This is a genomic window from Sorangium sp. So ce834 (genome assembly GCF_051521425.1).
Classification (GTDB): domain Bacteria; phylum Myxococcota_A; class Polyangia; order Polyangiales; family Polyangiaceae; genus Sorangium; species Sorangium cellulosum_D.
Window position 1 is genome coordinate 4330881 of record NZ_CP150351.1, and the last position, 26427, is coordinate 4357307.

General features: G+C 71.6%; 20 protein-coding genes. 16 read left to right on the forward strand and 4 right to left on the reverse strand.

The genetic code is table 11. The annotated features are described in order from the left end of the window. Positions 1 to 193 precede the first annotated feature (193 nt). Complete coding sequence (locus WMF20_RS15845; RefSeq protein WP_437614504.1) at positions 194 to 2374, reverse strand: hypothetical protein; 2181 nt, start codon at positions 2372 to 2374, stop codon at positions 194 to 196. A gap of 633 nt (positions 2375 to 3007) precedes the next feature. Continuing rightward, positions 3008 to 4444: a nucleotide-binding protein gene (locus tag WMF20_RS15850; protein WP_437614506.1), complete on the reverse strand. Its 1437-nt coding sequence runs from the start codon at positions 4442 to 4444 to the stop codon at positions 3008 to 3010. 1244 nt (positions 4445 to 5688) lie between these two features. On the opposite strand from WMF20_RS15850, the gene ltrA reads away from it, so the two are divergent. Together ltrA and WMF20_RS15860 are read left to right on the forward strand one after the other, a co-directional pair. Beyond that, positions 5689 to 6900 carry a group II intron reverse transcriptase/maturase gene (gene ltrA, locus WMF20_RS15855; protein ID WP_437614508.1) on the forward strand — a complete coding sequence of 404 codons (1212 nt, stop codon included), beginning with the start codon at positions 5689 to 5691 and terminating at the stop codon, positions 6898 to 6900. After that, on the forward strand, positions 6897 to 7163 hold the full coding sequence (locus WMF20_RS15860) for a hypothetical protein (RefSeq protein WP_437614510.1): 267 nt from the start codon (positions 6897 to 6899) through the stop codon (positions 7161 to 7163). The genes ltrA and WMF20_RS15860 overlap by 4 nt, the downstream gene beginning before the upstream one ends. A gap of 110 nt (positions 7164 to 7273) precedes the next feature. Here WMF20_RS15860 and WMF20_RS15865 read toward each other — a convergent pair whose 3' ends face one another. Next, complete coding sequence (locus WMF20_RS15865; protein ID WP_437614512.1) at positions 7274 to 8302, reverse strand: phosphotransferase family protein; 1029 nt, start codon at positions 8300 to 8302, stop codon at positions 7274 to 7276. A gap of 203 nt (positions 8303 to 8505) precedes the next feature. Between WMF20_RS15865 and WMF20_RS15870 the strand changes: the two genes are divergently transcribed. From WMF20_RS15870 to WMF20_RS15920, 11 genes are all read left to right on the forward strand, one after another. Then, positions 8506 to 9039 (forward strand): LEA type 2 family protein, encoded by a 534-nt coding sequence (locus tag WMF20_RS15870; protein ID WP_129575164.1) that lies wholly within the window; start codon positions 8506 to 8508, stop codon positions 9037 to 9039. 80 nt (positions 9040 to 9119) lie between these two features. After that, the gene (locus WMF20_RS15875) at positions 9120 to 9335 is read left to right on the forward strand and encodes a hypothetical protein (RefSeq protein WP_437614514.1); all 216 of its coding nucleotides are present in this window, start codon (positions 9120 to 9122) and stop codon (positions 9333 to 9335) included. Positions 9336 to 9633: 298 nt separating this feature from the next. Further along, positions 9634 to 10371, forward strand: a complete 738-nt coding sequence (locus WMF20_RS15880) for an RNA polymerase sigma factor (protein ID WP_437614516.1) — start codon at positions 9634 to 9636, stop codon at positions 10369 to 10371. Next, positions 10368 to 11456 (forward strand): hypothetical protein, encoded by a 1089-nt coding sequence (locus WMF20_RS15885; protein ID WP_437614518.1) that lies wholly within the window; start codon positions 10368 to 10370, stop codon positions 11454 to 11456. Before WMF20_RS15880 ends, WMF20_RS15885 begins: the two co-directional genes overlap by 4 nt. Beyond that, entirely contained in the window at positions 11453 to 14311 is a 2859-nt protein-coding gene (locus WMF20_RS15890) for a CHAT domain-containing protein (protein WP_437614520.1), read from the forward strand. The genes WMF20_RS15885 and WMF20_RS15890 overlap by 4 nt, the downstream gene beginning before the upstream one ends. Before the next feature lie 267 nt (positions 14312 to 14578). Continuing rightward, positions 14579 to 15016, forward strand: a complete 438-nt coding sequence (locus tag WMF20_RS15895; RefSeq protein ID WP_437614522.1) for a hypothetical protein — start codon at positions 14579 to 14581, stop codon at positions 15014 to 15016. A 110-nt stretch (positions 15017 to 15126) separates the two neighbouring features. Further along, the gene (locus WMF20_RS15900) at positions 15127 to 15564 is read left to right on the forward strand and encodes a hypothetical protein (RefSeq protein ID WP_437614524.1); all 438 of its coding nucleotides are present in this window, start codon (positions 15127 to 15129) and stop codon (positions 15562 to 15564) included. 691 nt (positions 15565 to 16255) lie between these two features. After that, the gene (locus WMF20_RS15905) at positions 16256 to 17221 is read left to right on the forward strand and encodes a sigma-54 interaction domain-containing protein (protein WP_129575171.1); all 966 of its coding nucleotides are present in this window, start codon (positions 16256 to 16258) and stop codon (positions 17219 to 17221) included. Between the two features lies 1 nt (position 17222). Further along, the gene (locus tag WMF20_RS15910) at positions 17223 to 18374 is read left to right on the forward strand and encodes an HlyD family secretion protein (protein ID WP_437614526.1); all 1152 of its coding nucleotides are present in this window, start codon (positions 17223 to 17225) and stop codon (positions 18372 to 18374) included. Further along, positions 18371 to 21109: an ATP-binding cassette domain-containing protein gene (locus tag WMF20_RS15915; RefSeq protein WP_437614528.1), complete on the forward strand. Its 2739-nt coding sequence runs from the start codon at positions 18371 to 18373 to the stop codon at positions 21107 to 21109. The genes WMF20_RS15910 and WMF20_RS15915 overlap by 4 nt, the downstream gene beginning before the upstream one ends. Beyond that, complete coding sequence (locus tag WMF20_RS15920; RefSeq protein WP_437614530.1) at positions 21106 to 23235, forward strand: ATP-binding cassette domain-containing protein; 2130 nt, start codon at positions 21106 to 21108, stop codon at positions 23233 to 23235. The genes WMF20_RS15915 and WMF20_RS15920 overlap by 4 nt, the downstream gene beginning before the upstream one ends. Before the next feature lie 277 nt (positions 23236 to 23512). Here WMF20_RS15920 and WMF20_RS15925 read toward each other — a convergent pair whose 3' ends face one another. After that, positions 23513 to 23665 (reverse strand): hypothetical protein, encoded by a 153-nt coding sequence (locus tag WMF20_RS15925; protein WP_165374012.1) that lies wholly within the window; start codon positions 23663 to 23665, stop codon positions 23513 to 23515. 274 nt (positions 23666 to 23939) lie between these two features. Between WMF20_RS15925 and WMF20_RS15930 the strand changes: the two genes are divergently transcribed. Genes WMF20_RS15930 through WMF20_RS15940 form a run of 3 tightly spaced genes read left to right on the forward strand, consistent with a single transcriptional unit; the run spans position 23940 to position 26280 of the window. Then, a complete protein-coding gene (locus WMF20_RS15930) occupies positions 23940 to 24596 on the forward strand; it encodes a hypothetical protein (RefSeq protein ID WP_437614532.1) in 657 nt (218 codons plus the stop codon). After that, a complete protein-coding gene (locus tag WMF20_RS15935) occupies positions 24593 to 25609 on the forward strand; it encodes a hypothetical protein (RefSeq protein WP_437614534.1) in 1017 nt (338 codons plus the stop codon). The genes WMF20_RS15930 and WMF20_RS15935 overlap by 4 nt, the downstream gene beginning before the upstream one ends. Positions 25610 to 25623: 14 nt before the next feature. Beyond that, positions 25624 to 26280: a glycine-rich domain-containing protein gene (locus tag WMF20_RS15940; protein ID WP_437614536.1), complete on the forward strand. Its 657-nt coding sequence runs from the start codon at positions 25624 to 25626 to the stop codon at positions 26278 to 26280. The last annotated feature ends 147 nt before the right edge of the window (positions 26281 to 26427 follow it).

Here is a 26427-nt window from a genome sequence, read left to right on the forward strand (position 1 = left end):
CATCCTGCACCAGCTGACCGACGTTGGGGGCTACGGCGCTTCGCGCAGCGCTTACCCACAAGAAACCCTACCGCCGTCGCGAGGTCGCCCTTCCCGAGCCGCTGGCCCACGTCGCCCGCAGGGCTCGTGCCCCCGTCCCTCACGGGGAGGTCACGGCGCGCGCCCTCCTAGAACTGCTCTGGCTGGTGTATAGCTATTGTGACACTTGCACCTCGGCAGCAGCTGGAGTTTTTCTCGATACATACCATTCGCCGAGATCTGGGTGATACTCCACCATCATCTGCCAGATCGGGAAGTGCGTTTCGCTAGCTATGTTTTCCACCATCTTCGCCTGCAGTCGAGTGCGAACACTCCTACATTGCGGCGGATCATGTAAATAGGACACAAATTTTTCGGGAGATGGCGCCGAATCACGAATATCGCCGAGGTGGACAACAGACTCCTCTTCAGCGCCTGAACCGAGGCGACGCGCATTGATAGCGGGGTCGCCAAAATATCGACGAAAGCATATGTCGTCGGTCACAATAAATCCATCGGACGTTACCCACGTCGTAAACGACGTTATATTGGTTAGAACAATACACGTAATATTTGAGTCTGACGGGCAATATTGTGGAAGTTGAAGCTGAGGGATGGCGCCACGAAGCTGCTCCCACTGAGTCTTCGCCGCTTGCTTTCGGCGTGCCAGTTGCGTAAACCCGTATTCAATACTTGCTTTCGCCCGTGCATGATCTGAAAACTCATGCACAGATTGCAGACACTTTGTTTCCATGAGAAACAGATGGCCGTCCCACAGCCAGACTACGTCGTACTGAATCTCTTTACCATCGACATCTCTGATTATGACATTCTTTGCCGCGGCGCCGAAACCTAGACTTTGCACGTCTCGGAGAATATCTCCCTCGAACGGTATGCCGCGAGATGCGCTCGCACCTGGAGCCCATTGAGCAATGCTATTTTCTAGTAAGCGGGTGGGACTAGCCGCGCTGAGAAGACTAGGAACAAGAATCAGTCGTTCCCCTGAGATCGGCAGCAGTGGTTGGTCCCATAGCTCTAACGACGTCCTCTTTTGGTCAAACGTCATTGAGTCGACGGCGGCCTCAGCTTCTCCTTTTGTGATACCAGATTCTCGAGCGACCTCAACGAGATCTCTCTTGCGAACGATGACAACGTATCGACGCCAGTCGTCGTCGGCGCGTTCTTGACCTGGCGGTGACAAGTAGAAAGCAAACAGTGTTGCAAGAACGTTTATTGCACTCCTTGCGAGGAACCATGGCTCCCAACCTACCTTACCCCCATCGATGCGAATGGCACGCGCAAACGGCTCGTAATGACGAAACCTGATCCACGCTAGAGCTGCAGCCGAAAATTCTGTTTCTCCCTTTATTAATGTGCCTAGCTCCTTTGGGTACTTGCCGTTCCACGTCTCTCCGGGGCCTGGATACTTGATCATCGGTCTTATTGCCAAAAGTGCTCGGTGGTGTGCGCGCACCTGTGTTAGATCCGTCGCCTCGGAGGAGAACTGTGTAAGTATTGCTTGCTCTCGTACGTCGCCGACCCGGTGGCGAAGGTATTCGGCCTCATCGCGCGGTGCGTAGCAGGCATGGTCGGAAGACAATTCATGCGTGGACCAGCCAGCATACTTGACCGCACCATGGATATCGACAATTGCGCGCCAGATTCCTGCTGCGATGATTGTGCGCTGCAGATCCGGGTCCAAGAATGGAACCTTCGGGACGAGTGGACCGTTGCGCACAGTGAGTGGAGCGGAGTGATGGGAGTATCGAAGTGCAAGCTCGACCGCTTCTACCAACTCCTCGTACGCACCAAGAAGATTCGCATTGCCACCGGTCCTCGTTGGAAGAAAATGATCGAGAACAGCGTACGGATGGTATGTGCCTTGGCTTAGGCCACGTTCAATGGCAAGCTTATGTAATTGACGATGCTGATGCTCAAGCAGCACGGCTAGACGGAAAGTCTGTGTGGACAAAGAGTCCGAGAAAAATGTCAATGTTCTCAGTAGCTCTCGAAGCCGCGCCAACGATGCGATGTTTCTGATTGTGGTAATGGCGAGCGTTTTGACCCAAAGTATATCTGATGCCGATATGGATGCGGATTCGGAAATATTTATGGCGGACTTGAATAAGACCATGCAGCGTCGTATTGTTGTCTCCGGATCAGTCTTGGGGTTCGCCGGATCAGATAGTGATTTGAGACGAGCAAGCAATCGTGTCCAGTTTGCGTGATTCGCAACTAAGTCGCCAAGTGCCACAGTTCCCAAACGCTCGTCCTCTGCAATCAAGGCAGAATCGAGAGAAGCAAGCGCGACAGGTGTGTGCTCGCCCGGAGCCTTCTTGGTGCGGTTCTTCTTCACTGCTTGGGTTCCTCAAATAGACTAGTTGTCACTGGTTCTTGTCGCTTCTGTCGACGATCGACCTTGGCCGAATACACGTATGGTTGTGTTCCTCTCCTAGGCCCGTAGAGACAACGCTCCGTGTCAAGAGCGGCCCGCCTCCGGTACCTCCGGCACGGATGCTCCCGCAGGGGGCGCCCGGCCGCCATGCTCCCGGCGACCGATTCCTGGGTCGTTACGCTGTGGGCATACGTGGCTTCCCGGCTCCCGCCGCAAGGCCAAGGCCTCACGCCTCCCCGATCTCGATCGCCCGCCACGATGACCCGGCCCGCCAGGTCGCGGCGAACAGGCCGGAGCTGTCGTAGGCGAGTCCAGCACGAGGCCGGGCGCGACGGGCAGGGAGAGGGTCTCGTCTTCCTCCGCGAGGACAGCTTCAGCGATGGCGTCGAGCTCGTCAGGGTCGATCATGTCCGAGGTATCGGCGGGACGGGGACGCCGGTTGCGTGCCAGCGGGCGGGGGCAGGTTCACGTTGCCGAGCACTGCCCATGTCGCCCGCCCGGAGCATTCCCACGTGGGGAAGCCGAAACATGTGCCGTCTTGTGGGTGGTACAACGGCTGCTATGCCAGTGCGGTGTGCGCGGAGAGGGAGACCATTACACTTCGCCCGACTTCGCTGCACCGATCGCGAGCCTAATTTGCGTACACACGGAACCGAGGGCAGCTTGCAGATTTCCGTCGGAGCGTTTGGCGAAAGTGGCGGGCGTGACGCCTGCTAGATCAGTCGGGAGATCAGGTTTTTCGTCGCGACAGTATACAATGTACGTCCTCTCTCGTCCTAGCGCCCCCATGAATAGGCCCAATTCGAATAAAACGTTGTCGCGTGGGCTATTCTTTGCAGTGCCGCGTTTGTGTACGAGATCGTCAGGGGTAAGAACCAACACGGCGAATTCAAAATTCTTGACCGCTTTGATGAGACTGTCCAGTGTTCCATCAGATAGGCCGAACACCCCTTGGTGCCAAATAGTGCACTCGGCGTAGTGCTCTAAGCCAAGCTGGATGTGGTCAGCGATGTTCAAGCCCTCGACAGATGACCCAATGAATATGCGCGGCTTGTGTGTTGGTCTTGCTTCTTGTGGGGGCATGGCGCTGGAATCTACACTTCCACTGATCTGTGTCTCAATCTTCGCTGCAGGGCTGAGGCGCGGACCGTTCCAGACGCTATCAGGGAGCGCCTGATCGGGGAAATGTATCATTAGTTCACATGATTTGCATTCGGCGGCAGTGGTGTTGAAGTCGGGTCTTGGCAATGTTCGGGCGCGATGGACTGGAGTTAGGTTGATCCCACATCGAGGACATAGAATGATTCCGGTGTCTCGATAAGTAATGCGTGCGGCTTGGGCTTCGGGAAACGTGCACGCGCGATTGTTGCCGTATGGGAGCGTCCGTCCTGCGGTATCAGCAAGCAGCCAAGCGAGTTCCATCATCGCCCACCCGACGTGCCAAGCATCGACTGCGCGCAACTGGTAGGGAGGGCTCTGTTGGTCGTAGCGATTGTTTATGATCGCTACTGACTTCGCCATGATGTCATAGATAGGCTGGCCCTGATTGCTCGCGAAATTTGTCGCTGCTTCCGTAGCTGAGCGAAGTTCGGTGGCGAATGCGGCGCATTCGTCCCAGATGTGCTCCATTGGGTTGTGTCTGCATGCGTGTGCGACTAGTATCGAGCCCCACGTGTCTAGCCACGCTTGGATGCTAATCGCTTTGCGTTCGTCGTCGCTCAGTGTATCGTCGCCTCGGTCTCTGAGTCGCCACTTCAATACATGCAGGTTCTCGAGCGCAAGCTTTACGCCGATGTGTGTCGGTGGAGCTTCGTTGATGGCGCTCTTCCATTGCTCCGAGATGGCGGCAGCGTTAAGTTGCTCCAGTGCCTTCTTCCGCCACTCGTCTGCCGCCACTTGGAAAGTTTTTGGTGTAAGGCGCCTGAGCCTGGCCTCCCTGTCCTGATGTAGTGTCTGACGACCGAGTGATATGATACGCTCAACCGCTTTGATCTTCTGGTGTCGGCTGGTCGTCGTGTCCGAATCAATCATCGCTTGGCCTGCTATTAATGGGGGCACCGAGGCGAAGGGTGGCGGCGCTCGGCGCCCGCATTGCGTCGAGGTCACGGAATTGGCGCTCGATTATCTTCGATCGGTGGCGTTTCGGTTAGGCGAACAACCGAACGAGGGCCATCCTGTCGCCGCGGTTCCAGCCGCTTCAGCTGAGCGACGGTGTGGGCTCTCCACCGCCTCGTGCGAGCGTCCGAAAATATCTCTTTGATCCTCGCCACGCGTCCAGCTATCCACATAGCTACCCCGCTCTCCAAGGCCAGCGGAGATACCGTCCCGTGTCAAGAGGGGCCCGTCCGGCAGCAGGGAGCCACCGCCAGGGGTAGGGGGCGGGCGGTAGGGAAGCGACCGCACAGGTGCCTACATCACCCGGCGCATCCGTGTCCGCTTGCTCGGCCTCGCTGGCGGGATTCGGCGCCGCAGGCTCGGATCCGGGGTCGGTCCCGTCGGCCTGGTGCCCGCCGAGGAGCTCCGTGGAGCCCCATACCCTCGCGTCACCTGCCGCGCCTGCTCCCGGCGGTCTCGCTCACACCGGACCCGCCCCAATCCAGCGTCGTCGAAATTTGTCAGGTCACACGCAGGTCACACAAAAGCAAGAAGAGTGCGACCAGGCAAGGCTGGTCCCGAGGGAAAGGAGTGAGCGGTAGCTTCTGAAATCGGGGTTGTCGTCCAGCGGGTGCGAATCCCGCCCGGCCAAGGTCACGCCCGACCAGCCGGAAGCCAGCCTTGCGACGGACCGCGTGAGGGGTACGGCGATGCGTAGGCAGGCGAGTGGGCGAGCCGCGGCGTGCCAGCCACGAAATCTTTAGGTTTCCGGGTGCCCAGGGTGTTCTTTTGCCCGAAGGCAACAGTGTCCTCCCTCGTCAGGGCGGGAGGGGGACACACCCGGCGGGGTAGTTGGCCGCGGCGCGCAGCAAGAGGACGGCCCAGGCACCTGGGAGGCCCTCGTCTCTCCACGAGAAACGCCGGTACGACGGGGAGCCGGTGATCCGTCCCCGGGGCGAGGCGCGCAGCGGATGCGCGTGCCTCGCGGCCGAGCCCAGTGGCTCCGCAAGAAAGCGCGCATCCGCCTCGCGGTAGGCCCACAGCAAGGGGAACCGGAGCCGAAGCCGACGGAGACGAGGGAGTCGGAGTGTCCAGTACGAGCGACGACGCGGGCGAACGGAAGGCACCGGAGCCCGTCGAGCAAAGCGGACCCGTGTCGAGAGGAACTTCAGGAGGGAACCATGACCGCTGCCACGACGGCGGAAGCCATGTCACCGGGACTGTTGAAGGTAAGGGAGAGAGCGGAGCGAGACCCGGATGGGGTCCTCCTCGCGCTGGCGCACCTCATCGACGAGGAGGCGCTGCAGCGAGCATATCGCGGCCTTCGCAAGGAGGCGGCGGTGGGCGTGGATGGCATCACGAAGGAGCAGTACGGGCAGGACCTGGAGCGCAATCTCGGCGATCTGCACGCGCGGATGAAGTCGATGCGCTACCGGCACCAGCCCATCCGGCGGGTGAACATCCCGAAGGAACGGGGCAAGACGCGACCGATCGGCATCTCATGCACCGAGGACAAGATCGTCCAGGCCGCGGTGCGTGAGGTACTGGAGGCCGTCTACGAGCCGGTCTTCCGAGACATCTCGTACGGGTTTCGGCCCGGTCGCAGCGCGCACGACGCGCTGCGAGCCCTGAACCGGATGCTGCTGAGCGGGGTGGAATGGATCCTCGAGGCGGACATCGAGTCCTTCTTCGACAGCATCGACCGCACGAAGCTGATGGAGATGCTCCAGGCCCGGGTCGCCGACAAGTCGCTGCTGCGGCTCGTCGGCAAGTGCTTGCATGTGGGAGTCCTCGACGGAACGGAGCTCTCCGAGCCGGAGGACGGGACGGTGCAGGGCTCGGTCCTGTCGCCGCTGCTGGGCAACGTCTACCTTCACCACGTGCTCGACCTCTGGATCGAGCGCGACGCGCTACCGCGGCTCGTGGGCAAGGCCACCCTGATCCGCTACGCCGACGATTTCATCATCGGCTTCGAGAGGGAGGACGACGCGAAGCGGGTGATGGGGGTGCTGGGACGGCGCTTCGAGCGGTACGGACTGAAGCTGCACGCGGACAAGACCCGCCTGCTGCCCTTCGGGCGCCCGGACAGCCGGAAGCCCGGGGGCAAGGGGCCGGCGACCTTCGACTTCCTCGGCTTCACGCACTACTGGCGGCGGAGCCGATCGGGCCGATGGATGCCGGGCATGAAGACACGCAAGGCGCGCCTCCGACGGGCCATCACGGCCGTCGCGGACTTCTGCCGACGCCATCGGCACCGGCCGCTCAAGGAGCAGCACGCCGCGCTCACACGACGCATCGTCGAGCACTGCAACTACTTTGGCGTCAATGGTAACTTCCGGAGCATCGCGCTCCTGATCCATGAGGCCAGACGGGGACTACGCAGTCGTTCGTGATGACCACCCAGGAGCTCGTCGAGCAGTTCATCGAGCAGGGACGCACACAGGGGATGGCGCAGGGAGTGGCGCTGGGGATCGCCCAGGGGACCATCGCGCTGTACGAAGCTCGTTTCGGCCCCATGCCTCCATCGCTTCGCTCCGCCGTCGAAGCCATGCGCGACCTGCCTACGCTCCGGACATGGCTCGTCCTCGCCGGCACGGGAACACGCGAGGAGGTGGACGACGCCCTCTCCGCCGCTCCCCCCGGGCGTTCGTCCTGACCGCCGCGCGACGACGCCATCCAGCGCGTGCGCTCCAGCTCCAGCCTTCGCTGCCCCGCTCCCCCGGCGACGGCCCCCGGACAGCGCATCCTCCACGGCATCCGGACGGCCTACGGCCGGAGCCGCCGCAGCGCCTCCAGGGCCTCGCGCAGCTCGCGCATCCCCCGCTCCACCAGGTCGCCGTGGCCGTGCCGCGCCGCCCAGGGGAGCGCTATCCCGACGTTCATCGCCTCGTACGCGGCCGCCCGGAACGCGCTCGCCCGCGTCTGCGGCGGCCGGCCATACGCCTCCCAGAAGCGATCGTACAGCGGCCGGTTGGCCGGCGACGCGGACTTGGACAGCACGAACATCGTCCAGTCGGCCATCGGATCGCCCCAGAACGCCCGATCGGCGTCGATCACCCCGACGATCCTGGGACCCTCCGCCCCGCGCTCGATCAGGAGGTTGAACAGCCACAGATCGCCGTGCAAGAGCCGCGGCTCCCGGATCTCGTCGAGCACGGCCGCGCCCCCGCGGATGATCTCGATCGCCGCCGCCATGTCGGTCACGTCCAGCGACGCCCCCGCCACGGTTCGCAGCGAGCAGCCCAGGCGGTACAGCACCGCCTCGCTCCACGCGGGAAACTCGGGCACCGGGAACGGCCCGCCGAACGCGGAGCCGGCCGTCCCGTGGATCGTCCTCGTGATGCGGCCGAACTGCTCCCAGAGCGACAGCGACTCGTCCGGCGACAGCGCGTCGGCCACGTCGTCCCAGCGCTCACCGGGGAGCAAGGTCTGGAACACGTAGTCGCGATCGATGAGCTGGCGCGTGAAGTCCGCCGCGAGCGTGCGCGGCGCCAGCGTCGAGAGGGCGGCGAAGTACGGCTGGATGTGCAGCTCGCGGCGCATGAGCGCCGCCTCGTCCCACGACAGCGCGGCCGAGTCCGGCGGCGCGACCCGCAGGATGACCCGCCGCTCCTCGGCCTGCGCCAGCGCCAGCGAGACCAGGTACGTCGTATTGAAGGTGCCGCCGCCCAGCTCCCGGGCGGACGCGACAAGGGCGCTCTCCCCGAACGCGCGCCGGCACATCGCCGCGATCTGCTCGGCCGTCAGCGCGCGATGCGCGTCCGCGGGCGCACGTTCGATCGTCGTGAGCTCCATCAAATCTCCTCGCAGGTCGCGGAGCGCGGGGACGCCGGAGAGGGCAAGGGGTCGAAGGGCAGGGGGATCTCGTCGCGAGCCTCGACGCGCGCCGGAGCATCCCCGCCGCAGGGCCGCGCGTCAACGCCGCCCCCTCGCCGGCGCCTCGCCCGCCGCCACGCTGCGAGGTGACGGCGCGTCCCTGCGCGGCTAAGCTCCCGCCCGTGCCGAGCCCCCGGAAGAACCACCTCCTGCGCCGCCTGCCCGCGCTCGCGTTCGCAGCGCTGACGGCGATCGCCGGTCCCGCCTGCGTCAGCAAGCCGACGATGCAGCTCGATCATGCCGAGATCACCGGCATCCGCATCGGCTTCCCGCCGAGCCTCGGCGTCCTCATGACCGTGGTCGTCAACGTCCACAACCCGAACTCGTACGACGTCGCCGTGCGCGCGGTCCGCGGTCAGGTCGTGCTCGCCGGCCGCTACCCGCTGCCGGTCGACTTCCGCGCCGACGGCGACGGCGTCTGGCTCCCCTCCGACCGCACGACCCAGGTCCGGGTCCCCATCAGCATCCCCGTCGATCTCGGCCTCCAGCTGGTCCGCGAGTCGTTCGCCTCGCCCGTCATCCCGTACCGCTTCAGCGGCCGCGCGGACGTCACGGCCACGCGCACCTTCCGGCTCGAGGCAGACGACTACTCGGTCGACGACCACGGCGTCTTCTCCCGCCAGCAGATCGAGCTCGCCCTCGGCATCCTGCGATAGGCTCCGCGGCGCAGAGCGCCGGACGCCCGCGAGCAGGCGGCCGGGCGCGCCCCCACGACGCGACGAAAGGCGGTGGCTGCATGAGCGGCGTGATACGAGCGACGACCCTGGGACGTTACGGCAGGCTCGCGAACGGCAATGCCTATTGCGACGATCCGCAGGAGCCCGACCACGTGAGGGCCGATGGGAGATGGACGATGACCGGCGCCGCGGCGGCCGACGGCATCGTGATGTGGTTCTGGGAGTGGGAGAGCGTGCGAGGCGGCGAGAAGCGCAAGACAGCCTATCCTGGATGACGTGAGTCCGCATCGCATCGAGCCTCGCCATGCACCGCTCGCGCCCCGGGCGGCGCCCCTCTGCAACGACCAAACGACGAAACGACGAACGATGGACAGGGGCCGACCCCAGGCTCGTCCGAGCCCTCTGCCTGCCTGAATGTCCATCCGTCCGTAGATCGCTTCGCCGCGCCCCCGCGGTTTCTGACACGGGGCTCGACAAAAATCGCGGGCTCGCAGGGGTCGAGTCGTCCGGCGAGACCCTGCTTCGATTGACGGGCGTGTTGCGCGCGTCTATCCGTGTGCGTTGATGCCATCGATGTCCCCCTCGCCCGCGCAGCCGTGGACGCCCGCCGACGGCCCCTGGCGGGAGCCCGGGGCGGCGGCGACCGCCGAGGCGGCGCTCGCGCTGATCGCGCGGGCCGTGGGCGGGGAGCCGGCGGCGGTCAGGGCGCTCGTCGATCTGCTCACGCCCACCATCCAGGAGCGCGTCATGCGGCCGCTGCTCCGCCGCCGCCGGGCAGCGGGGCACCGCGACGTGCGGCAGGAGGTCGAGGACATGACCCAGAGCGTGTTCCTCGCGCTCTTCGCGGACGGCGGGCGCACGCTCCGCCAGTGGGACCCGGCCCGGGGGCTCTCGCTCACGAGCTTCGTCGGGCTCGTGGCCGAGCGCGAGGCGTGCTCGATCCTGCGCAGCCGCCGCCGGAACCCCTGGACCGAGCAGCCCACCGAGGACGACGCGCTCGAGCGCGCCGATAGCGCGTCCGTCTCGCCCGAGCCGGCGGCGATCTCGCGCGAACTGCTCGCGACCCTCGCCGTCCGCCTGCGCGACCGGCTGAGCGAGCGCGGGCTCGAGCTGTTCTATCTGCTGCTCGTCGACGAGCGATCCACCGAGGACGCGTGCGCCCTCACCGGCATGACGGCGGACGCCGTGTATGCCTGGCGGAGCCGCATCGGCCGGCTGGTCCGGCAGATCGCCGCGGAGCTCGCCGCCGAGGCCGAGGCGCCGGGACGGGCGCCCGCGGCAGACCCAACCACCCCGGAGCGCGCACGATGACCGACAGGGACGAGGAGCTGCTCAAGGCGCTGGCGAGCGCCGCGCGCGCGGAGGATCGGGCGAGCGATCCGCGCTGGTCGGCGAGGGTGCACGGCGCGCTCGCGCAGGGCGAGCTCGACGCGCTGGAGGCGCTCGCGCAGCGCTCCGCCGAGGACCGCGAAGCCTGGGAGGCGTCGCGCCCGTTGGACGGCGAGGCGCGGGCGCGGATCGCCGATCGGATCCTGGCCGGGCTGCAGGCGAACGGAGCGGAGCGCGGCGCACCGGCGGCGACTGCGGGCGGGCCGGCGGTGACTGCGGGCGGGCCGGCGGCGAGCGCGGGCGGGCCGGCGGCGAGCGCGCCGCACGCGGAGACGACCGACGGGCCGCGCGCGGAGACGACCGGCGATCCACGCGCGGAGGCGACCGATAGGCCGCGGTCGGCCGCGAGCCCCCAGGCAACCCCCGCGGGCCGGGTGATCCCGCTGGCCGCTGCGCCGGGTCGCGGGCGCTGGATCGCCGCCGCGGCGGTCCTGGCGGCGGCCGCAGCGTGGGTCCTCGTCGCGCGGCTAGGTCCCGGCCGCCACCAGGCCGGCGCGACCGGCGGCGAGCCGGGCGCGCTGACCCTCCTCGCGGCGCCCGCCTCGGTGCCCGACTACGCCGTCTCGATCGCGGGCGGCGAGGCCGGGCAACGGTCCGCGAACGGCGACGCCGTCGCGCCCGGAATCGCGCGCCTCGGCCCGGGGTCGAGGCTCGAGATCGCCCTCCGGCCCGCGACCCGGGTCGAGGGCCCCGTCGCGGTGCGCGCCTTCCTGATCGCGGGGGACAAGGCGCTCCCCTGGGACGTGCGCGCCGAGGTGTCGGCGCAGGGCGCGGCGCGCATCGCCGGCGACACGGAGGCGCTCTTCCGCGGGGTGCCCGAGGGCGAATGGGAGATCGCGATCGCGATCGGGCGGCCCGAGGCGCTGCCGGACAGGCCCGCCGAGCTCGCGGACGGGCCGCCGGGCGAAGGCGAAAACCCCAAGGCATTCCGCGTGTTGCGCCTCAAGGTGCGCCTGCTGCCCGGCGCGGCGCCGCCGCCGCCCGCCCCGCCGCCGCAGGCTCCATGAGCCGCCGCCGGGCGATCCGGGCCGCCGGGCTCGGCGCGGCGCTCCTCGTCCCGGCGCTGCTCGGCGCGGCGGCGCTCGTCTCCAGGAGCGGCGCCCTCGGCGGCGCCGCCCCCTCCGGCGGCGCGGGCGACCCTGCAGCGCCCTCCGCCGGCGACGCGCACGACCCGGCGACCCCCGCGGCGCCACCGCCGCCCCTGGAGGTCGAGTTCGCCGGCTGCGGCGCCGTGCTCGCCGGCCCCGCCTGCGCCCTCCCCGACGATCGGGCGATCCGCCTCTGGATCAAGGCCCCCGAGGGCGCGCGCGTCGCCGTCGAGGCCGGCGCGACCCCGATCCCGCTCGACGGCGCGCCGATCCAGGGCGGCCTGCTCGTCCGGGTCCCCGTGCCCGACGGCGCCGCCGCCGTCTCGGTGACCGCCGAGCGGAACGGCGGGCGCGCGGTCGTTCGCCTGCCGCTGCTCCCGCCCCTCGCCGCGCCCGCCCTGACGCAGGCCGAGGCGCTGCGCCGGCAGGGCCGCCTCGACGAGGCGGCGTCGGCCCTGGGCGGCCTCGCGTCGGGCCAGGATCCCACCCTGAAGGCCCTGGCGATCGGCAAGCTCGCGCGCGTGGATCTCGCGCGCGGGCGGATCCCGGAGGCGATCGCGCGCTTCGAGGCCTCGATCCGGGCGCACCGCGCCGCAGGGCGGCTGTCCGACGAGTTCCTCGATCGCTTCGCGCTGGCCTACACCCTCCTCTACAACGGCCGCAGGTTCGCGGAGGCGCGCGCCGCGCTCGACCCGCTCGCGCCGCTCGAGGCGAGCCACCCGGAGGGGCGCGCGCTGAAGCCGTACTACGCCGCGCTGCTCTCGTTCGAGTCCGGCGATCTGCGCGCGGCGCTCCGGCAGCTCGACGCGTCGGCCGCGGCCGCCGAGCGCCTGGGCCTCCGCGACCACCGGCGCCACGTCCTGCAGAAGCGCGCCGAGGGCCTCCAGATCCTGGGTCGGCCGCTCGAGGCGCAGGCGCTCCTGCGCGAGGTGGAGGCGTCCCTGCCCGCCGGCAGCCCGCCGTGCGAGCTGGCCGCCCTGCAGAACAACCTCGGCTGGGGCGCCCTCCAGGTGGCGTGGGCGAACGCCTCGCCCGGGGCGCCCCTCGCGGACGCCGAGGCCGCGCTCGAGGCCGCGCTCGCGCTGTACGGCGGGCCGTGCCCGAGGCCGGCCGAGCGGGCGAACGCGCTGACCAACCTCGCGCTGGCGAAGCTCGCGGCCGGGCAGACGGCGCGGGCGCGCGCGCTCCTCGACGAGGCGCGCCGGACCGACGCGAGCCCCGACCCCGGGGTCGCGATGTACTGGCTCGACATCGAGGGGCGCCTCGCGCTGGCCAGCGGCGACGCCGCGGGGGCGCTGCGGCGGTACGAGCGGCTCGCCCGGCTCGCGGAGGCGAGCGCGCTCTCCGAGGGGCGCTACCGGGCGGCGCTCGGCCGCGGGCGGGCGCTCGAGGCCCTGAGGCAGCCCGAGCGCGCCCTCGCGGCCTACGAGGCCGCGGAGGCGTTGCGGGGCGAGCTCAGCCTGCTCGCGCCCCTCGGCGAGGGCAGGGGCGCCTTCCTCGGCCGCCTGGAGGAGGGCGCCCGCCGCGCCGTCGACCTCCTGCTCCAGCGCGATCCGGGCCGCGCCCTCGCGGCCGCCCGGCGGTCGCGCGCCCTCGCGCTCGCGGCGCTCCGGTGGGTCGACCGCATCGCGTCGCTGGACGGCGACGCGCGGGCGCGCTGGGAGGCCGCGCTCTCGGCGTACCGCCGCGAGCGCGCCGCCCTCGACGAGGAGGGCCGCGACGACTGGCGGCTGTCGTCGGGCGAGCTCGAGGCGGCGCGGGCGGCCCGCGAGGCGCGCGGCCGGTCGATCCGGGCGCGGTTCGACGAGGCGCTGCTGCTCGTGAGGCGCGGGGAGCCGGCGGCGGCCGAGCTCGCGGAGGCCCCGCTCGTCGCCGAGGGCGAGCTGATGCTGGCCTTCCACCCGATCCGCGAGGGGTGGGCCGGCTTCGCGGTCACCCGGGACGGCGTCGCGGCGCGCCGGCTGCCGGCGCTGGATCTCGCGGCCCCCGCCGCGACGCTCGCCGCGCGGCTGCTCGGGCCGTTCGAGGCGCCGCTCCGCGCGGCCGGGCGCCTGCGGGTCTCGGCCTACGGCGAGCTCGAGCGGATCGACGTCCACGCCCTGCCCTGGGACGGCGCGCCGCTCGTCGCGCGGATGCCCGTCGTGTACGGCCTAGATCTGCCGGGCGGCGCCGCCCGGGGCGCGGGAAGCGCCGGCGCGGCGCGCGGGGCGCTCGTGGTCGCGGATCCGCAGCGCGATCTGCCGGCCGCGCGGCGCGAGGCCGACGCGGTGGCCGCGGCGCTCGAAGGGCAGGGGCGCGCGGTGGAGCGCCTCTCGGGCGGCCTGGCCACGCACGCCGCGGTCGCCTTCGCGCTGGAGCAGCCCGGGATCGCGCTGTTCCACTACGCGGGCCACGGCTCCTTCGGCGGGATCGACGGCTGGGACAGCGGCCTCCCGCTCGCCGGCGGGGGCCAGCTCGCGGTGAGCGACATCCTGGCGCTGCGGCGGGCGCCGGCGCAGGTCGTCCTGTCCGGCTGCGACACGGCGCGCACCGGGGCGGCGCCCGGGGCCCGGGGGCTCGGGCTCGGCCTGGCGCAGGCGTTCCTCGTCGCCGGCGCCGGGTCGGTGATCGCGGCGACGCGCCCGGTCGACGACGCGCTGGCGGAGCGGATGATGGCGGCGCTGGTCGCCGCCGGGCAGGAGGACCCCGGCGCGCAGCTGCGCGAGGCGACGCTCGCGGCGCTGCGCGCGACCCCCTCGTCCGACTGGGCGAGCTTCCGGGCGCTGGTGCCGTGAGCGGGCCGCGGCAGGCGCGACCCCGCGGACCGGCGCGAGGAGGCTCGCCGGCGGGCGGCGGCAGGCTCACCGGGGCGGCTCCGGCGCAGCGGGGGAGCCGCGGAAGGATCCGGCGCGGCGGCGCGTATCGATCGCGGGTCTCGAACCATCAAGCCCCGCGAACCTCGGGGCCGCGCAGCGGGATCGACCCGCTGCGCGGATCGAGGAGCGCCGGCGGCCGGCGGGGGACACGACGATCCCAGGCCGGACGCCACGGAGGATCTCGCCATGATTCGGAACAGTCTCAGAGCAGCTTGTCTCCTTCTCGCCGCGGGCGTCGTGTCGGCGCTCGGCATCGCCGCCACCGACGCGATGGCGGCGGCGCGAGCGTCGACGGTGCGCCACGGACCGGCGACCGACGATCCCAATCCCATCGTCACCCCGTGCGGCGCTTGTTACAGGACGAAGGAGCAGCGGCTGTATGTGTCCCTCGATGCCATCGGCAGCGCGAGGGCGATATCGCTCGAGCTCGACGCGCCGCGCGACGGCCAGTGGACCTATCGAGAGCTGCTGGCGCCGTACCGCGTGGAGAACGGCTACGTGGTGTACCTGGTGCCGCAAGGCCCGATCGAGGACGTCGGAGGGGGCTCGATCCGCTGGACGAGCTCGAACGGGAAGTATCTACGCATGGGGGTCTCCGTGGATACCAGCGGCGGGGCGCAGTAGAACGATCGACAGGACGAGGCCGGGCGGCGCGAGGACGGGCGCGGGCTCGCGCGCCGGCGAGCGAAGAGGGACGGGGACGACCGTCGAGCGAACGCCAGGAGGAGCCAGGGATGATTCTGCGACGCATCAAAGCAGCGGGTCTGTTTCTCGCCGGGACCGCCGTGACGGCCCTCGGCTTCGCGGGCCCCGGGGCCGCGGCGGCGGAGACGGGGCCTTCGGTCCTGGAGATCCCGCCGGACATCCAGCCTCCCACGACCCCGTGCGGCGCCTGTTACAACATGCAGAATCGGCTGCTCTACGTGTCCGTCGCCAAGTTCGATCAGATACCGGCGGTCGTCCTCGAGCTCTACGAGCCGGACGGCAGCGGCGCGGGCACCTATGGATCGCTGAAGCCGATCCAGGCCGACAAGGCCTATGTCGTGTACTCCGTGCCGCAAGGGCCGACCAGGGACGTCGGCTCGGGCGTGGCGCGCTGGACGAACCCCTACGGCCACGTCCGGACCGTGGCGGTCACCGTCGATGGCGCCGGGCCGCAATGCGATGAGTAGCCTGCGCTGGCTGGCCGGCCGGCCGGCCGGCCAGCCACATCGACGCTGAGCTCGACTCCATGACAGCGGCGCGCCCGCGCCGCCCTCGTCTCCATTCCTCTCCTCTCACGTTCTCCAGCCATCCGCGCTGGTGGTGGCGTCAGCCCTCAGGTGGAGGCTCCAGCCTCCAGGGGGGCGACGAACCTCGACGCGCGGGGCCGCTCGGGACATCTCGCCGGACACGCCCTCACCGGAGCGGCGGTGCTCCGCGCCACAGACAGCCCCGGAGCGCCGCCGCGCTTCCTTCCGGTCCAGGGGTCGCGTCGCGGCGTTCCGCGAGGGCAGCACGGAATGTGCGGCCTTGCGTCAGATTGCGCCGTCCTTGCGCAACTCGTCGCGCATCCTTGCGCAACTCGTCGTCCAGGCTCGACCGGAGGGCTCCGCTGGCTCCACGGCGCGCCGCGCGCCCGCCGGCGGGCTGAGGCGTTGGCCACCGACTTGCTTCGAGTCGCACCCGTCCCGTCGCCGCCGCGACGCACCGAGCGCCAGCGCGGCCCTCGCGGAGGCACCGCCCACGCCGCCTCACAAGGTCGTTCGCAGCATCGGAATCGTCATCGGAGCCGCAGCCGGTACCGGCGTCAGCGCCGGACCCCGGCGGCGACGGAACGTGAGAGACATGAATCACGCCCTTTCGTCGTGATGAGGAGCGTTCATGGTGGATGACTGTCAACCCGGTTTTCTTGCGATCGATCCGGAGATGCGGCGCCTGCGGGATGCCCTGGAGACCGTGGCCCCCACGCCGCTGCCGGTCCTGATCCTCGGCGAGACGGGGACGGGCAAAGAGGTCGTGGCGGAGTGGATCGCCGGCATGTCGCGGCACCCGCGCGAGCGGTTCGTGAAGGTGAACTGCGCGAGCCTGTCGGAGTCGCTCGTCGAGAGCGAGCTCTTCGGCCACGAGCGCGGCGCGTTCACCGGGGCGGTGGCGCCGCGCGAAGGGCTGTTCGAGGCCGCCCACGAGGGCACGCTCTTCCTCGACGAGGTCGGGGAGCTGTCCCCGCGCACGCAGGCGAAGCTCCTCCGCACGCTGGAGTATGGCGAGATCGTCCGCGTCGGCAGCACGCGGCCGCGGCGCGTGGACGTCCGGGTGATCGCGGCGACGCACCGCGATCTCGAGCAGATGGTCGGGGACGGGGACTTCCGCCAGGACCTCTATTTCCGCCTCAACGCGGTCACGCTGCGGATCCCGCCGCTCCGGGCCCGCACCACCGAGATCCTCCCGCTCGCGGAGCTCTTCGCGGCGCGCCTCGCGCGGCGGCTCGGCCGCCCGGCGCCGCGGCTGGCGCCCGAGGCGACGGCGGCGCTCCTCGCGCACACCTGGCCGGGCAACATCCGGGAGCTGCGCCACGTGATCGAGCGCGCGGTGGTCATGTCCAAGGGGGGGCCGATCGTCGCGGACCACCTGATGCTGGAGGCGCCGCGCGCGCAGGCCGAGGCCGGGATCAGGGGCGATCTGCGCTCGTTCGAGCGGGACCGCATCGTCGCCGCGCTCGACCGGACCCGCCAGAACCAGACGCGCGCCGCCGAGCTGCTCGGCGTGTCGCGGCGCACGCTCACCAACAAGCTCAACGCCTACGGCATCGCGCGGCCCCGGAAGAAAATCGCGCTGGAGGGCTGTTGACGTGGCCTCGCCGTTCCACCGCACGATGCGGTCGCTCGAGCTCGAGCGCGGCGCGCGGACCTGGATCCGCCTCGCCGCGACCCTCGCCGTGCTCGGCGCCTGGGCGGCCTGGATGCACGCGGCGCGCGTGTCGGTCTACGCCACGACCGCGAAGGCGCGCCTGGAGGTCAGCCGGATGGCGCACCGCGTGGCCGCCGCCGAGGCCGGGCGCGTGGCGGTCGTCCGGGTGGAGCTCGGGCGCGACGTCGCCCCGGGCGAGGTGCTCGTCGAGCTCGACGCGTCCGTCGAGGAGAAGCGCCTGGAGGAGGAGCGCACGCGGGTGGCCGTGCTCGCGCCGAAGCTCGAGGCGCTGCGGCGCCAGATCGCCGTCGAGGAGGAGGTGCGCGCCTGGCAGGAGAAGCTCTCCGAAGCGTCGATCGCGCGCGCCCGGATCGACCTGCGCCAGCGCGACCTCTCCGCCGCGCACGGCGAGGAGCTCCGCGCCATCTCCGAGCGGCTGCACGACGAGCGGCTCGCGTCGACCGCCGATCACCTGGAGGCGAAGACCCGCGCCGCCGACGAGCTCCTCAAGGCCGAGGGGGCCCGCGCCGATCTCCAGCGGCTGTCGGTCGCGCGGCGCCACGACGAGCGGCAGGCGGCGGCCCACCTCGCCGAGCTCGAGCGCGCGCTCGGCGACCTCGTGGCCGAGCAGCGGGCGGCCGAGGCCGCGGTCCACACGGCGCTCGCGCAGATCGAGCGGCGCAAGATCCGCGCGCCCATCGCGGGCAAGCTCGGGAACATCGCCGCGCTCCAGGCGGGCGACGTGCTCAAGCCCGGCGACCTCGTGGCGACGGTCGTCCCGGGCGAGGACGTGCACGCGGTCGCGCTCTTCGCGCCGTCCGACGCGGTCGGGCGCATCGTCCCCGGGCAGAAGGCGCGGATGCGCCTCGACGGGTTCGCGTGGACGCAGTTCGGCATGCTCGAGGGCGAGGTCTCCAACGTCGCCAGCGAGCCGTTCGACGGCGCGATCCGCGTCGAGCTCCTCGTGCGGCCGGAGAGCGCCGCGTCGATCCCGGTGCAGCACGGGATGCCGGGGACCACCGAGGTCGAGGTGGAGCGCGTCTCTCCGTGGACGCTCCTCCTGCGCGCCGTGGCGCCGGGAGGCCCGCGATGAAGCGCGCCTTCCTCGTCCCCGAGGTGCTCCAGACGTCGCTCATGGACTGCGGGCCCGCCGCGCTCAAGGCGGTGCTCCAGGGGTTCGGCGTGGAGGTGCACTACGAGTGGCTCCGCGACCGCTGCCAGACCGACGTCGACGGGACCTCGATCGACGCGCTCGCCGCGCTCGGGCAGGAGCTCGGGCTCGCGACGTCCGAGGTGGTGGTCCCGCACGACAGCTTCCTCCTGCCCGAGGCCGACTGCCTCCCCGCGATCGTGGTCAAGCGCGGCGCCGGCGACGCGCTCCACTTCCTCGTCGTCTGGCGCCGGCTCGGGCCGTTCGTGCAGATCCTCGACCCCGGCAGCGGGCGCCGCTGGGTGCGCGCGGAGCGCTTCCTGGAGGACATGCCGCACTTCCCGATCCCGATCTCGATCGAGCGGTTCCGGCGGTGGGCGTCGTCCGAGGACGCGCTCGCCCCGCTCCGCGCGAAGCTGCGGGCGCTGGGCGCGCGCGGGGAGGCGCTCATCGCGCGGGCCGACGCCGACCCGGGGTGGCGCTCGTTCGCGGCCCTCGACGCCGCCGTGCGGATGGCCGCGCGCCTCGTCCGCGGCGGCGCGATCGCGCGCGGAGGCGAGGCGCAGCGCGTGCTCGAGGGCGTCTTCGACCGCGCGCTCGCCGGGGAGGCGGGCGCCATCCCGAAGGGGTTCTTCTGGGCCACGGAGGGCAAGGCGCCGGGCAAGTTGCTCGTGCACGGCGCCGTCATCGTCCACTTCGCCGCCCGCGCCCCCGCGCCCGCCCGCGCCCCCGAAGGCGCCGCGCGCCCGGCCGCGCCGCCGCCCCCGCCGAGCTACCGCGGCAGCGCCGCGCCGGCGGCCCCGCCGGTCGAGCAGGCGCCGCGCGCGGTCGCGACCGCGGTGCTCCCGGCGCCCGTCCGCCGCGAGCTCGAGCGGCCGTCGCCGTCGCCTTCGCGCCTCTTCCTGTCGATGCTCCGCGCCGACGCGGGCCGGGCCCTCGCCCTGGTCGGGGTGGCGCTCGCGGCGAGCGCGGCGATCGCCGCGATCGACGTGGTCGTCCTGCGCGGGCTGTTCGACGCCGTGAAGCACGTCACCGTCGAGTACCAGCGCGCGCTCGGGCTCCTCGCCCTCGTCGCGTTCGCCGCCGGGGCCCTCCTGCTCGAGCTGTTCGCGGCCCACGCCGTGTCGCGCCTCGGGCGCGCCCTCGAGGTGCGCTTCCGGGCCGCCTTCCTCGAGAAGCTGCCGCGGCTCGAGGATCGCTACCTGCGCAGCCGGCCCACCTCGGACATGACCGCGCGCGGCCACGCGATGCACCTGATGCGCGAGGCGCCGGCGCTCTTCTCGCGCATCGCCCGCGCGGCGCTGTCGTTCGCCGCGACGCTCGTCGGCGTCCTCTGGCTGTACCCGGGCGGCGCGTGGCTCTCGCTCGTCGCGGCGGCGGTCGCGCTCGCCGCCCCGTACCTCGCGCGCAGGCCGCTCGTCGAGAGCCTCATGCGCCTGCGCACGCACGCCGCGTCGCTCGAGCGGTTCTACCTCGACGCGCTGCTCGGCGCGGTGCCCATCCGCGTCCACGGCGCCGAGCGCGCGGTGCGGCGCGAGCACGAGGCGCTGCTCGTCGAGTGGGCGCGGACCGGCCGCCTCGCGCACGCCCAGGCCACCGCCATGCAGGCCGTCCAGGGGCTCGCGAGCACCGCCGTGGCGGTCGCGATCGTCGGCGGCTACGTCGTCTCCGGCGGCCCTGCCGCGGCGCTGCTCCTGCTCGTGTTCTGGTCGCTGCGGCTCCCCGTGGTGGCGCAGGAGCTGGTCGCCGCGCTCGTCGGCTGGAAGAACGTGCGCAACGCCTCCGTGCGCCTCTTCGCGCCGCTCGCGGCGCCGGAGATGGACCTCCCCCGCGCGCCCGTCGCCGAGGATGCCGGCGCCGCCGCGCCGGGCGCCGCGTCGATCGACCTCCGCGGCGTCAGCGTCCAGGCCGGGGGCCACACGCTCCTGTCCGACGTCTCGCTGAGCCTCGCGGCGGGGTCGCACGTCGCCATCGTGGGCACGTCCGGCGCGGGCAAGTCGTCGCTGCTCTCGCTGCTGCTCGGGTGGCTCCGGGCGTCCCGGGGGGAGGTGCTCGTCGACGGGCAGCCGTTCGACGACGCGGCGGTCGCGCGCCTGCGCGGCGCGACGGCGTGGGTCGACCCGGCCGTCCAGCTCTGGAACCGCACGCTCCTCGAGAACATCACCTTCGGCCACGCCGGCGACGCCCTCGCGCGCGTGCCCCTCGCGATGGGCCAGGCCGATCTCACCGGCGTGCTCGAGAGCCTGCCCGACGGGCTCCTCTCGGCCATCGGCGAGGGCGGCGCGCGGCTGTCGGGGGGGCAGGGGCAGCGCGTCCGCCTCGCGCGGGCGCTGATGAAGGCCGACGCGCGCCTCGTGCTCCTCGACGAGCCGTTCCGCGGGCTCGAGCGCGAGCGGCGCCGGGCGCTCCTCGCCCGCGCGCGCGAGCGCTGGGCGCGCGCGACGCTCGTGTTCGTCAGCCACGACGTGATGGACACGCTCGGCTTCGATCGCGTGCTCGTGGTCGAGGGGGGCAGGGTGGTGGAGGACGGCGCGCCGCGCGCCCTCATGGACGACCCGCGGAGCCGCTACCGCGCGCTCGCCGAGGCGGACGCGCGGGCGCGCGACGAGGTCTGGTCGAAGGGGCGCTTCCGGAGCGCGACGATGGAGAGCGGCCGGCTCATCGAAGGGGCAGCATGAAGGCGACGGACACGAGCTCGAACGCGGCCGCGCCGGCGGCGGCGCTGGCCGAGGTGGCGTGGCAGCCCGCCGCGCTCGGGCACGCGATGAGCGCGCTCACCGCCGCGTGCGGGCTCGCGAGCGGCGCGGCGCCGTCGCCCGGCGCGCCGCCGGACGGCGACCCCACCGCGTGGATCGAGGCCTACGCGGGCTGCATGGGCGTCGAGGCGGAGGCGGTCCAGTCGAGCTTCGCCGATCTGCCGCGCGCGATCGCGTCGCTCGGCCCCTCGATCGTCCGCCTCGATCACGGCTACCTCGCGGTGGTCTCCGCGGGCCGCCGGGGCCTCTCGGTGCTGACGCCGGCGCTCACGCGGGCGCGGATCCCGCTGGAGGCCGTGCGCCGGGCGCTCTCCGCCCACCTCGAGGACCGCCCCGCGTCGCACGTCGACAAGTGGCTCGCCGCCGCGCAGATCCCGCCGCGGCGCGCCGCGCGGGCGCGCGCCGAGCTCCTCGCCCAGCTCGTCGCGGACCGCCCCATCGCGGGCATGTGGCTGCTCCGCCCCGATCCCGGATCGAGCTTCCGGCGCCTGCTCTCGATGCGCGGCGCGCTCCGCCGGGGCGCGCTCTTCCTCGCCGCCGCCGCCGCGCAGGTCGCCCTCGGGGTGCTCGCCTGGTGGCTGATCGGCGCCGGCGCGCTCGACGGCGCGGTGCAGCCCGGCTGGCTGCTCGCGTGGGTGCTCCTGTCGCTCTCGGCCATCCTCGTGCAGCTGTTCGCCTCCTGGACGGGCGGGCTGCTCACGATCGACGTCGCCGCGCTCCTCAAGCAGCGCCTGCTCTGCGGCGCGCTCCGCCTCGATCCGGCCGCGATCCGGGCGCGCGGCGCGGGCGAGCTCCTCGCCATGGTGTCCGAGTCCGAGGCGGTCGAGACCGCGGGCCTCGGCGGCGCGCTCGGGGCGGTCGTGGCGCTCGTGCAGCTCGCGAGCGCCGCGCTGGTCCTCTCCGCCGGCGCCGGCGGCGGCCTCCACGTCGCGCTGCTCGCCGGGTGGACGGCCTCCGTGGCGCTGCTCGCCCGCCGGTTCGCCCGGCGGCGGGCGGCGTGGACGCGCGAGCGGTTCGCGATCACGAGCGGCTTCGTCGAGAACGTCGTCGGGCACCGGACGCGCGTCGCCCAGCAGGCCCCGCACCTCCACCACGTCGAGGAGGACGCGGTGCTCGAGCGCTACCACGCCGCCTCGCGCGCGATGGATCGCGTGGGCGATCTCCTCGCGTCGCTCCCGGCGCGCGGGTGGCTCGCGCTCGGGCTGCTCGGCCTGGTCCCTGCGGTCCTCGGCGGGGTGGGCGTCGGCCCGCTCGTCGTCGCCACGGGCGGCATCCTGCAGGCGCAGGCGGCGTTCGCGACGCTTGCGACGAGCCTCGGCGCGCTGCTCTCCGCCGCCGTCTCGTGGCGCTCGATCGCGCGGCTCTTCGCGGCGGCCGAGGCCCGCGAGCCGCCCGGGATCCCGCAGGCCGTGCTCGGGCGCCCCGCGGCGTCGGACGTCGTGCTCGAGGCGCGGGGCGTCTCGTTCCGCTATGGCGGCGAGCGCGGCGAGCCCGTCCTGCGCGACTGCGGCCTGGTCCTCGCGAAGGGCGACCGGCTGCTGCTCGAGGGGCGCTCCGGGGGCGGCAAGTCGACGCTCGCGGCGGTGCTCAGCGGCCTCCACGCCCCCTCGTCGGGCCTCGTGCTCCTCCGCGGCCTCGATCGGCGGACGCTGGGCGGCGCCGCGTGGCGCAGCCGCGTCGCGAGCGCGCCGCAGTTCCACGACAACCACGTGCTCTCGGGGACGCTCGGGTTCAACCTGCTGATGGGCCGCGCGTGGCCCGCGTCGCCGGAGGACCGGCGGGAGGCGGAGCTCGTGTGCCGCAAGCTCGGCCTGGGCCCGCTGCTCGATCGCATGCCGTCGGGGCTCGATCAGGTCGTCGGCGAGACGGGGTGGCAGCTGTCGCACGGCGAGCGGAGCCGGCTGTTTCTGGCGCGCGCGCTGCTCCAGCGCGCGGACGCGGTCATCCTCGACGAGAGCTTCGGCGCGCTGGATCCGCTCACGGCCCGCGAGTGCGTCGGCGCCGTGCTCGAGCGGGCCCCCGCGCTGGTCGTCATCGCGCACCCCTGACCAGCCATGCAGTAAGAGGAGAGACCGCAAGGGGCGCAACGGGCGCAATGGGACAGAGATGAAATTGTATTCATCTCTTCCCCTTGCGCCCCTTGCGCCCTTGCGGTCCTCTTCCCATGAATCTTCAACGTGATCGGCGTTGTAGGGGCAACCAACGGGGCGTGCCAAACGCGAAAGGCCCGCCGCTGCTCATCGCAGCGCGGGCCTCCGCGGTCGTGTCGTCAGGATCGAGGGGCCGGTCGCCGCTGGATGCGGCCCCCGGCCCCTCGCGGGCGGTTCAGCAGCAGCAGCCGGGCGGACAGGTGCAGACGGCCGGCCCCACGCCAGCCTGGAGCTCCGTGGGGACCTCCACCGTCAGGCGCGCAGGGCGCTCCTCGACGGTCTCCTGCTTCGTCTCGACCTCGACCTCGACCTTGATCTGCTCGTTCATGGTGATTGCTCCGTAGCTGGGTTGGTTATTTCGGTTGCGGACTCGACGTCTCGCGAGATGGGCTATTGCAGCGGCCGTGCCACTGCCGTCTCTCCGCGGCGAAGGCCGCTGTTTTCGCGCCGCGGAGGCCTGTTTTCGCAGGGCGGCGGCCCCCGTTGAGCAACCCGTTTCCCAATTGGGGAAGCGCCTCGGGAACCGATGTTCCCTTGAGGCGCGCAGGGCCCCCGAGCGCGGCGCGTGCGGGCGGGCATGAAACTGGCATTAGCGTCAGCCGATGGACACATCGATGATCCCCGAGCTGCTCTCGTTCCGTGCGCCGTGGCTCGAAGAGAAGCTGGTCAAGGACCGGATGGCTCCTTCCTGCGAGGAGGCGGCGCGGCTCTTCGACGAGGTGAAGAAATACATCTTCGTCTGCAGGGCGGACCGGACCCGGCAAGTCCCCATGTTCTCCCGGAGGATCGACGAGGTCTGGCACCAGTTCGTGCTCTTCACCGAGGAGTACGCGGCGTTCGGCCATCGCTTCTTCGGCGAGTTCGTGCACCACACCGCCAACACCGCCCCTCGCGGCGAGCTCGGCGCGCGCCCCGAGATGACCTTCGACCAGTACCGCGCCGAGTACGAGGCGCTCTTCGGGCCCATCTCCCCGGCGTGGAGGGACGAGCTCGCCGTGACGCCCGACACGCGCCTCATCCGCGTCAAGTTCGGCCGGCCCATCTTCGTGCGGGTCGAGGAGGGGAGGGCGGATCTCGTGTGGTCGCTGGAGCCGCCGCGCGTCCTCCTGCGCATCGACGCGTGGGCGAAGGACGCGCTGCAGTTCATCGTCGACTGCGATCACTTCTACGTCCGCGAGCTCCCCGGCCTCGACGACCCGGAGCGCGTGGCGCTCTGCCGTCCGCTCGTGAAGGGCGACTTCCTCCGGATCGCGCCATGAGGCTCGCCGAGCTCACCGCCCTCTTCGGGCAGCTCGATTTCCCGCGGTCCGACGGCCACGCCCGCCCGCCGCGCGATCACGTGCGCGCGGTCGAGGGCGCGGTCCGGGCCGGGCTCTCGGACGACGAGCTCCCGCTGGAGCTCCTCGCGCTCGAGATCGAGCGTCGGGACGGCGCGCCGGAGCTCGCGCCGTTTCACGTGGTCCCCGAGGTCGGCGTCCGCGTCGCGTTCGCGTACTGGCGGCCCGGGCGCGCGGCCGGCGCGCACGAGCACTCGGACTGGACGGTCACGGCGGTGTTCCACAACGCGCTCGACGTCGCGACCTTCGACTGGGACGCGACGGCCCGCGCCCGGCGGCTCGTCCCGAAGCGCCTCTTCTCCGCGGAGGCGGGCCGGGTCGGCCACATCTACGGGCCGTGCATCCACGACCCGCGGAACCCGACCGCGAGCTGGTCGATCTCGCTGCACCTGTTCGGCCCGAGCGACGGCCCGGTGCTCGAGGCGCAGGTGGGCCCCGTCGAGGGGCTGACCCCCGCGGCCCCGCGGCCCGCCGCCGCGGACGACGCGCTCTCGGCGGCGCTCCTCGCGCACGAGCGCGAGTGCGTCCGCCGGGCGCAGATCGACGCCCTCGCCCAGCGCGGCCCGCGCGCCGCCGCGCTCCTCGCGCGCCTCCACGCCCGCGGCGACGCCGGCACCCGAGCGCGCGCCGCCCGCGCGCTCGGCCGGCCCGAGGAGCTCGACGCCCGCGCCGCGCTCGTGCGTCGCTGGCCGGGCGTGGACCTCGACGTGATCCGGAGCGCGGGTCGCGCCGAGCTCCGCGCGCGCTGCGGCGAGCGCGCGCAGCTCCTCGTGCGGGTCGAGGCGTGGGCCGAGCCCGCGCTCCGCGCGCTCGCGGCGGCGAGCGAGCTCAGGCCCCGCGACATCCCCGGCCTCGCCGAGGCGGAGCAGCTCGCGCTGGCCCGCGCGCTCGTCGACTGGGGGACATTTCAGCCCTTCGCAGCCCAGGAGAACTGACCATGATGCAACCCATGCAAACCGATGTGGTGACGGCGAGCGCGCGCAGGCGGCCCGATCTCTTTGCCTACCGGGCGCAATTCGTGCTCGACAAGCTGCTCATGAACAAGACGGTGGCCACCGAGCGCGAGGCGGAGGCGCTGTTCCGCGAGCTCGCGCGCTACCTCTGGCTCGTCGAGTCCGACCGCACGCGCGCTTACCCGATGTTCTCGCTGCGCGTCGACGAGGCCTGGCACCAGTTCGTCCTCTTCACGATCGAGTACGCCGATTTCTGTCAGCGCTTCTTCGGTCGCTTCCTGCACCACGCGCCCGCCAACGCGCCTGTCGCGCACGCCGTCCCCGAGGCGACGTGGGACGAGTTCGCGGCCGCGTACAGCGCTCTTTACGGCGAGCCGCCGCCCGAGGTGTGGAGCGACGCGGCGTCGGTCTGCGGCCCGCGGCGCGTGATCCGCGATCGCGAGGTGTCGGTCCGGCTGAACGGCGGCAAGGCGGAGCTCGTCGACGGCGAGGCGGTGCTCGTGCGCGTCGACGCCTGGGGCGAGCCCGCGCTGCGGTTCATCGCCCGGCACGGCATCTTCTACGTGCGCGAGCTCCCCGGGCTCGACCTGGACGACCGGATCGCCCTCTGCCGGGCGCTCGTCGCGTCGCGGACGCTCCGCGTCGCTCCGTAGCCCGCGCCGTCGCGCCGCAAGGAGCGGCTCTGGTGAAGCCGCTCGCGGTGAACCGCCGCGGGCAACCGGCCCGGCCATCGGCCGTAGCTTGCTCGCCTGTCCGGCGCTGGGGGTGGAATCGAGGATGTCCAGGGCAAATTGCCGTGC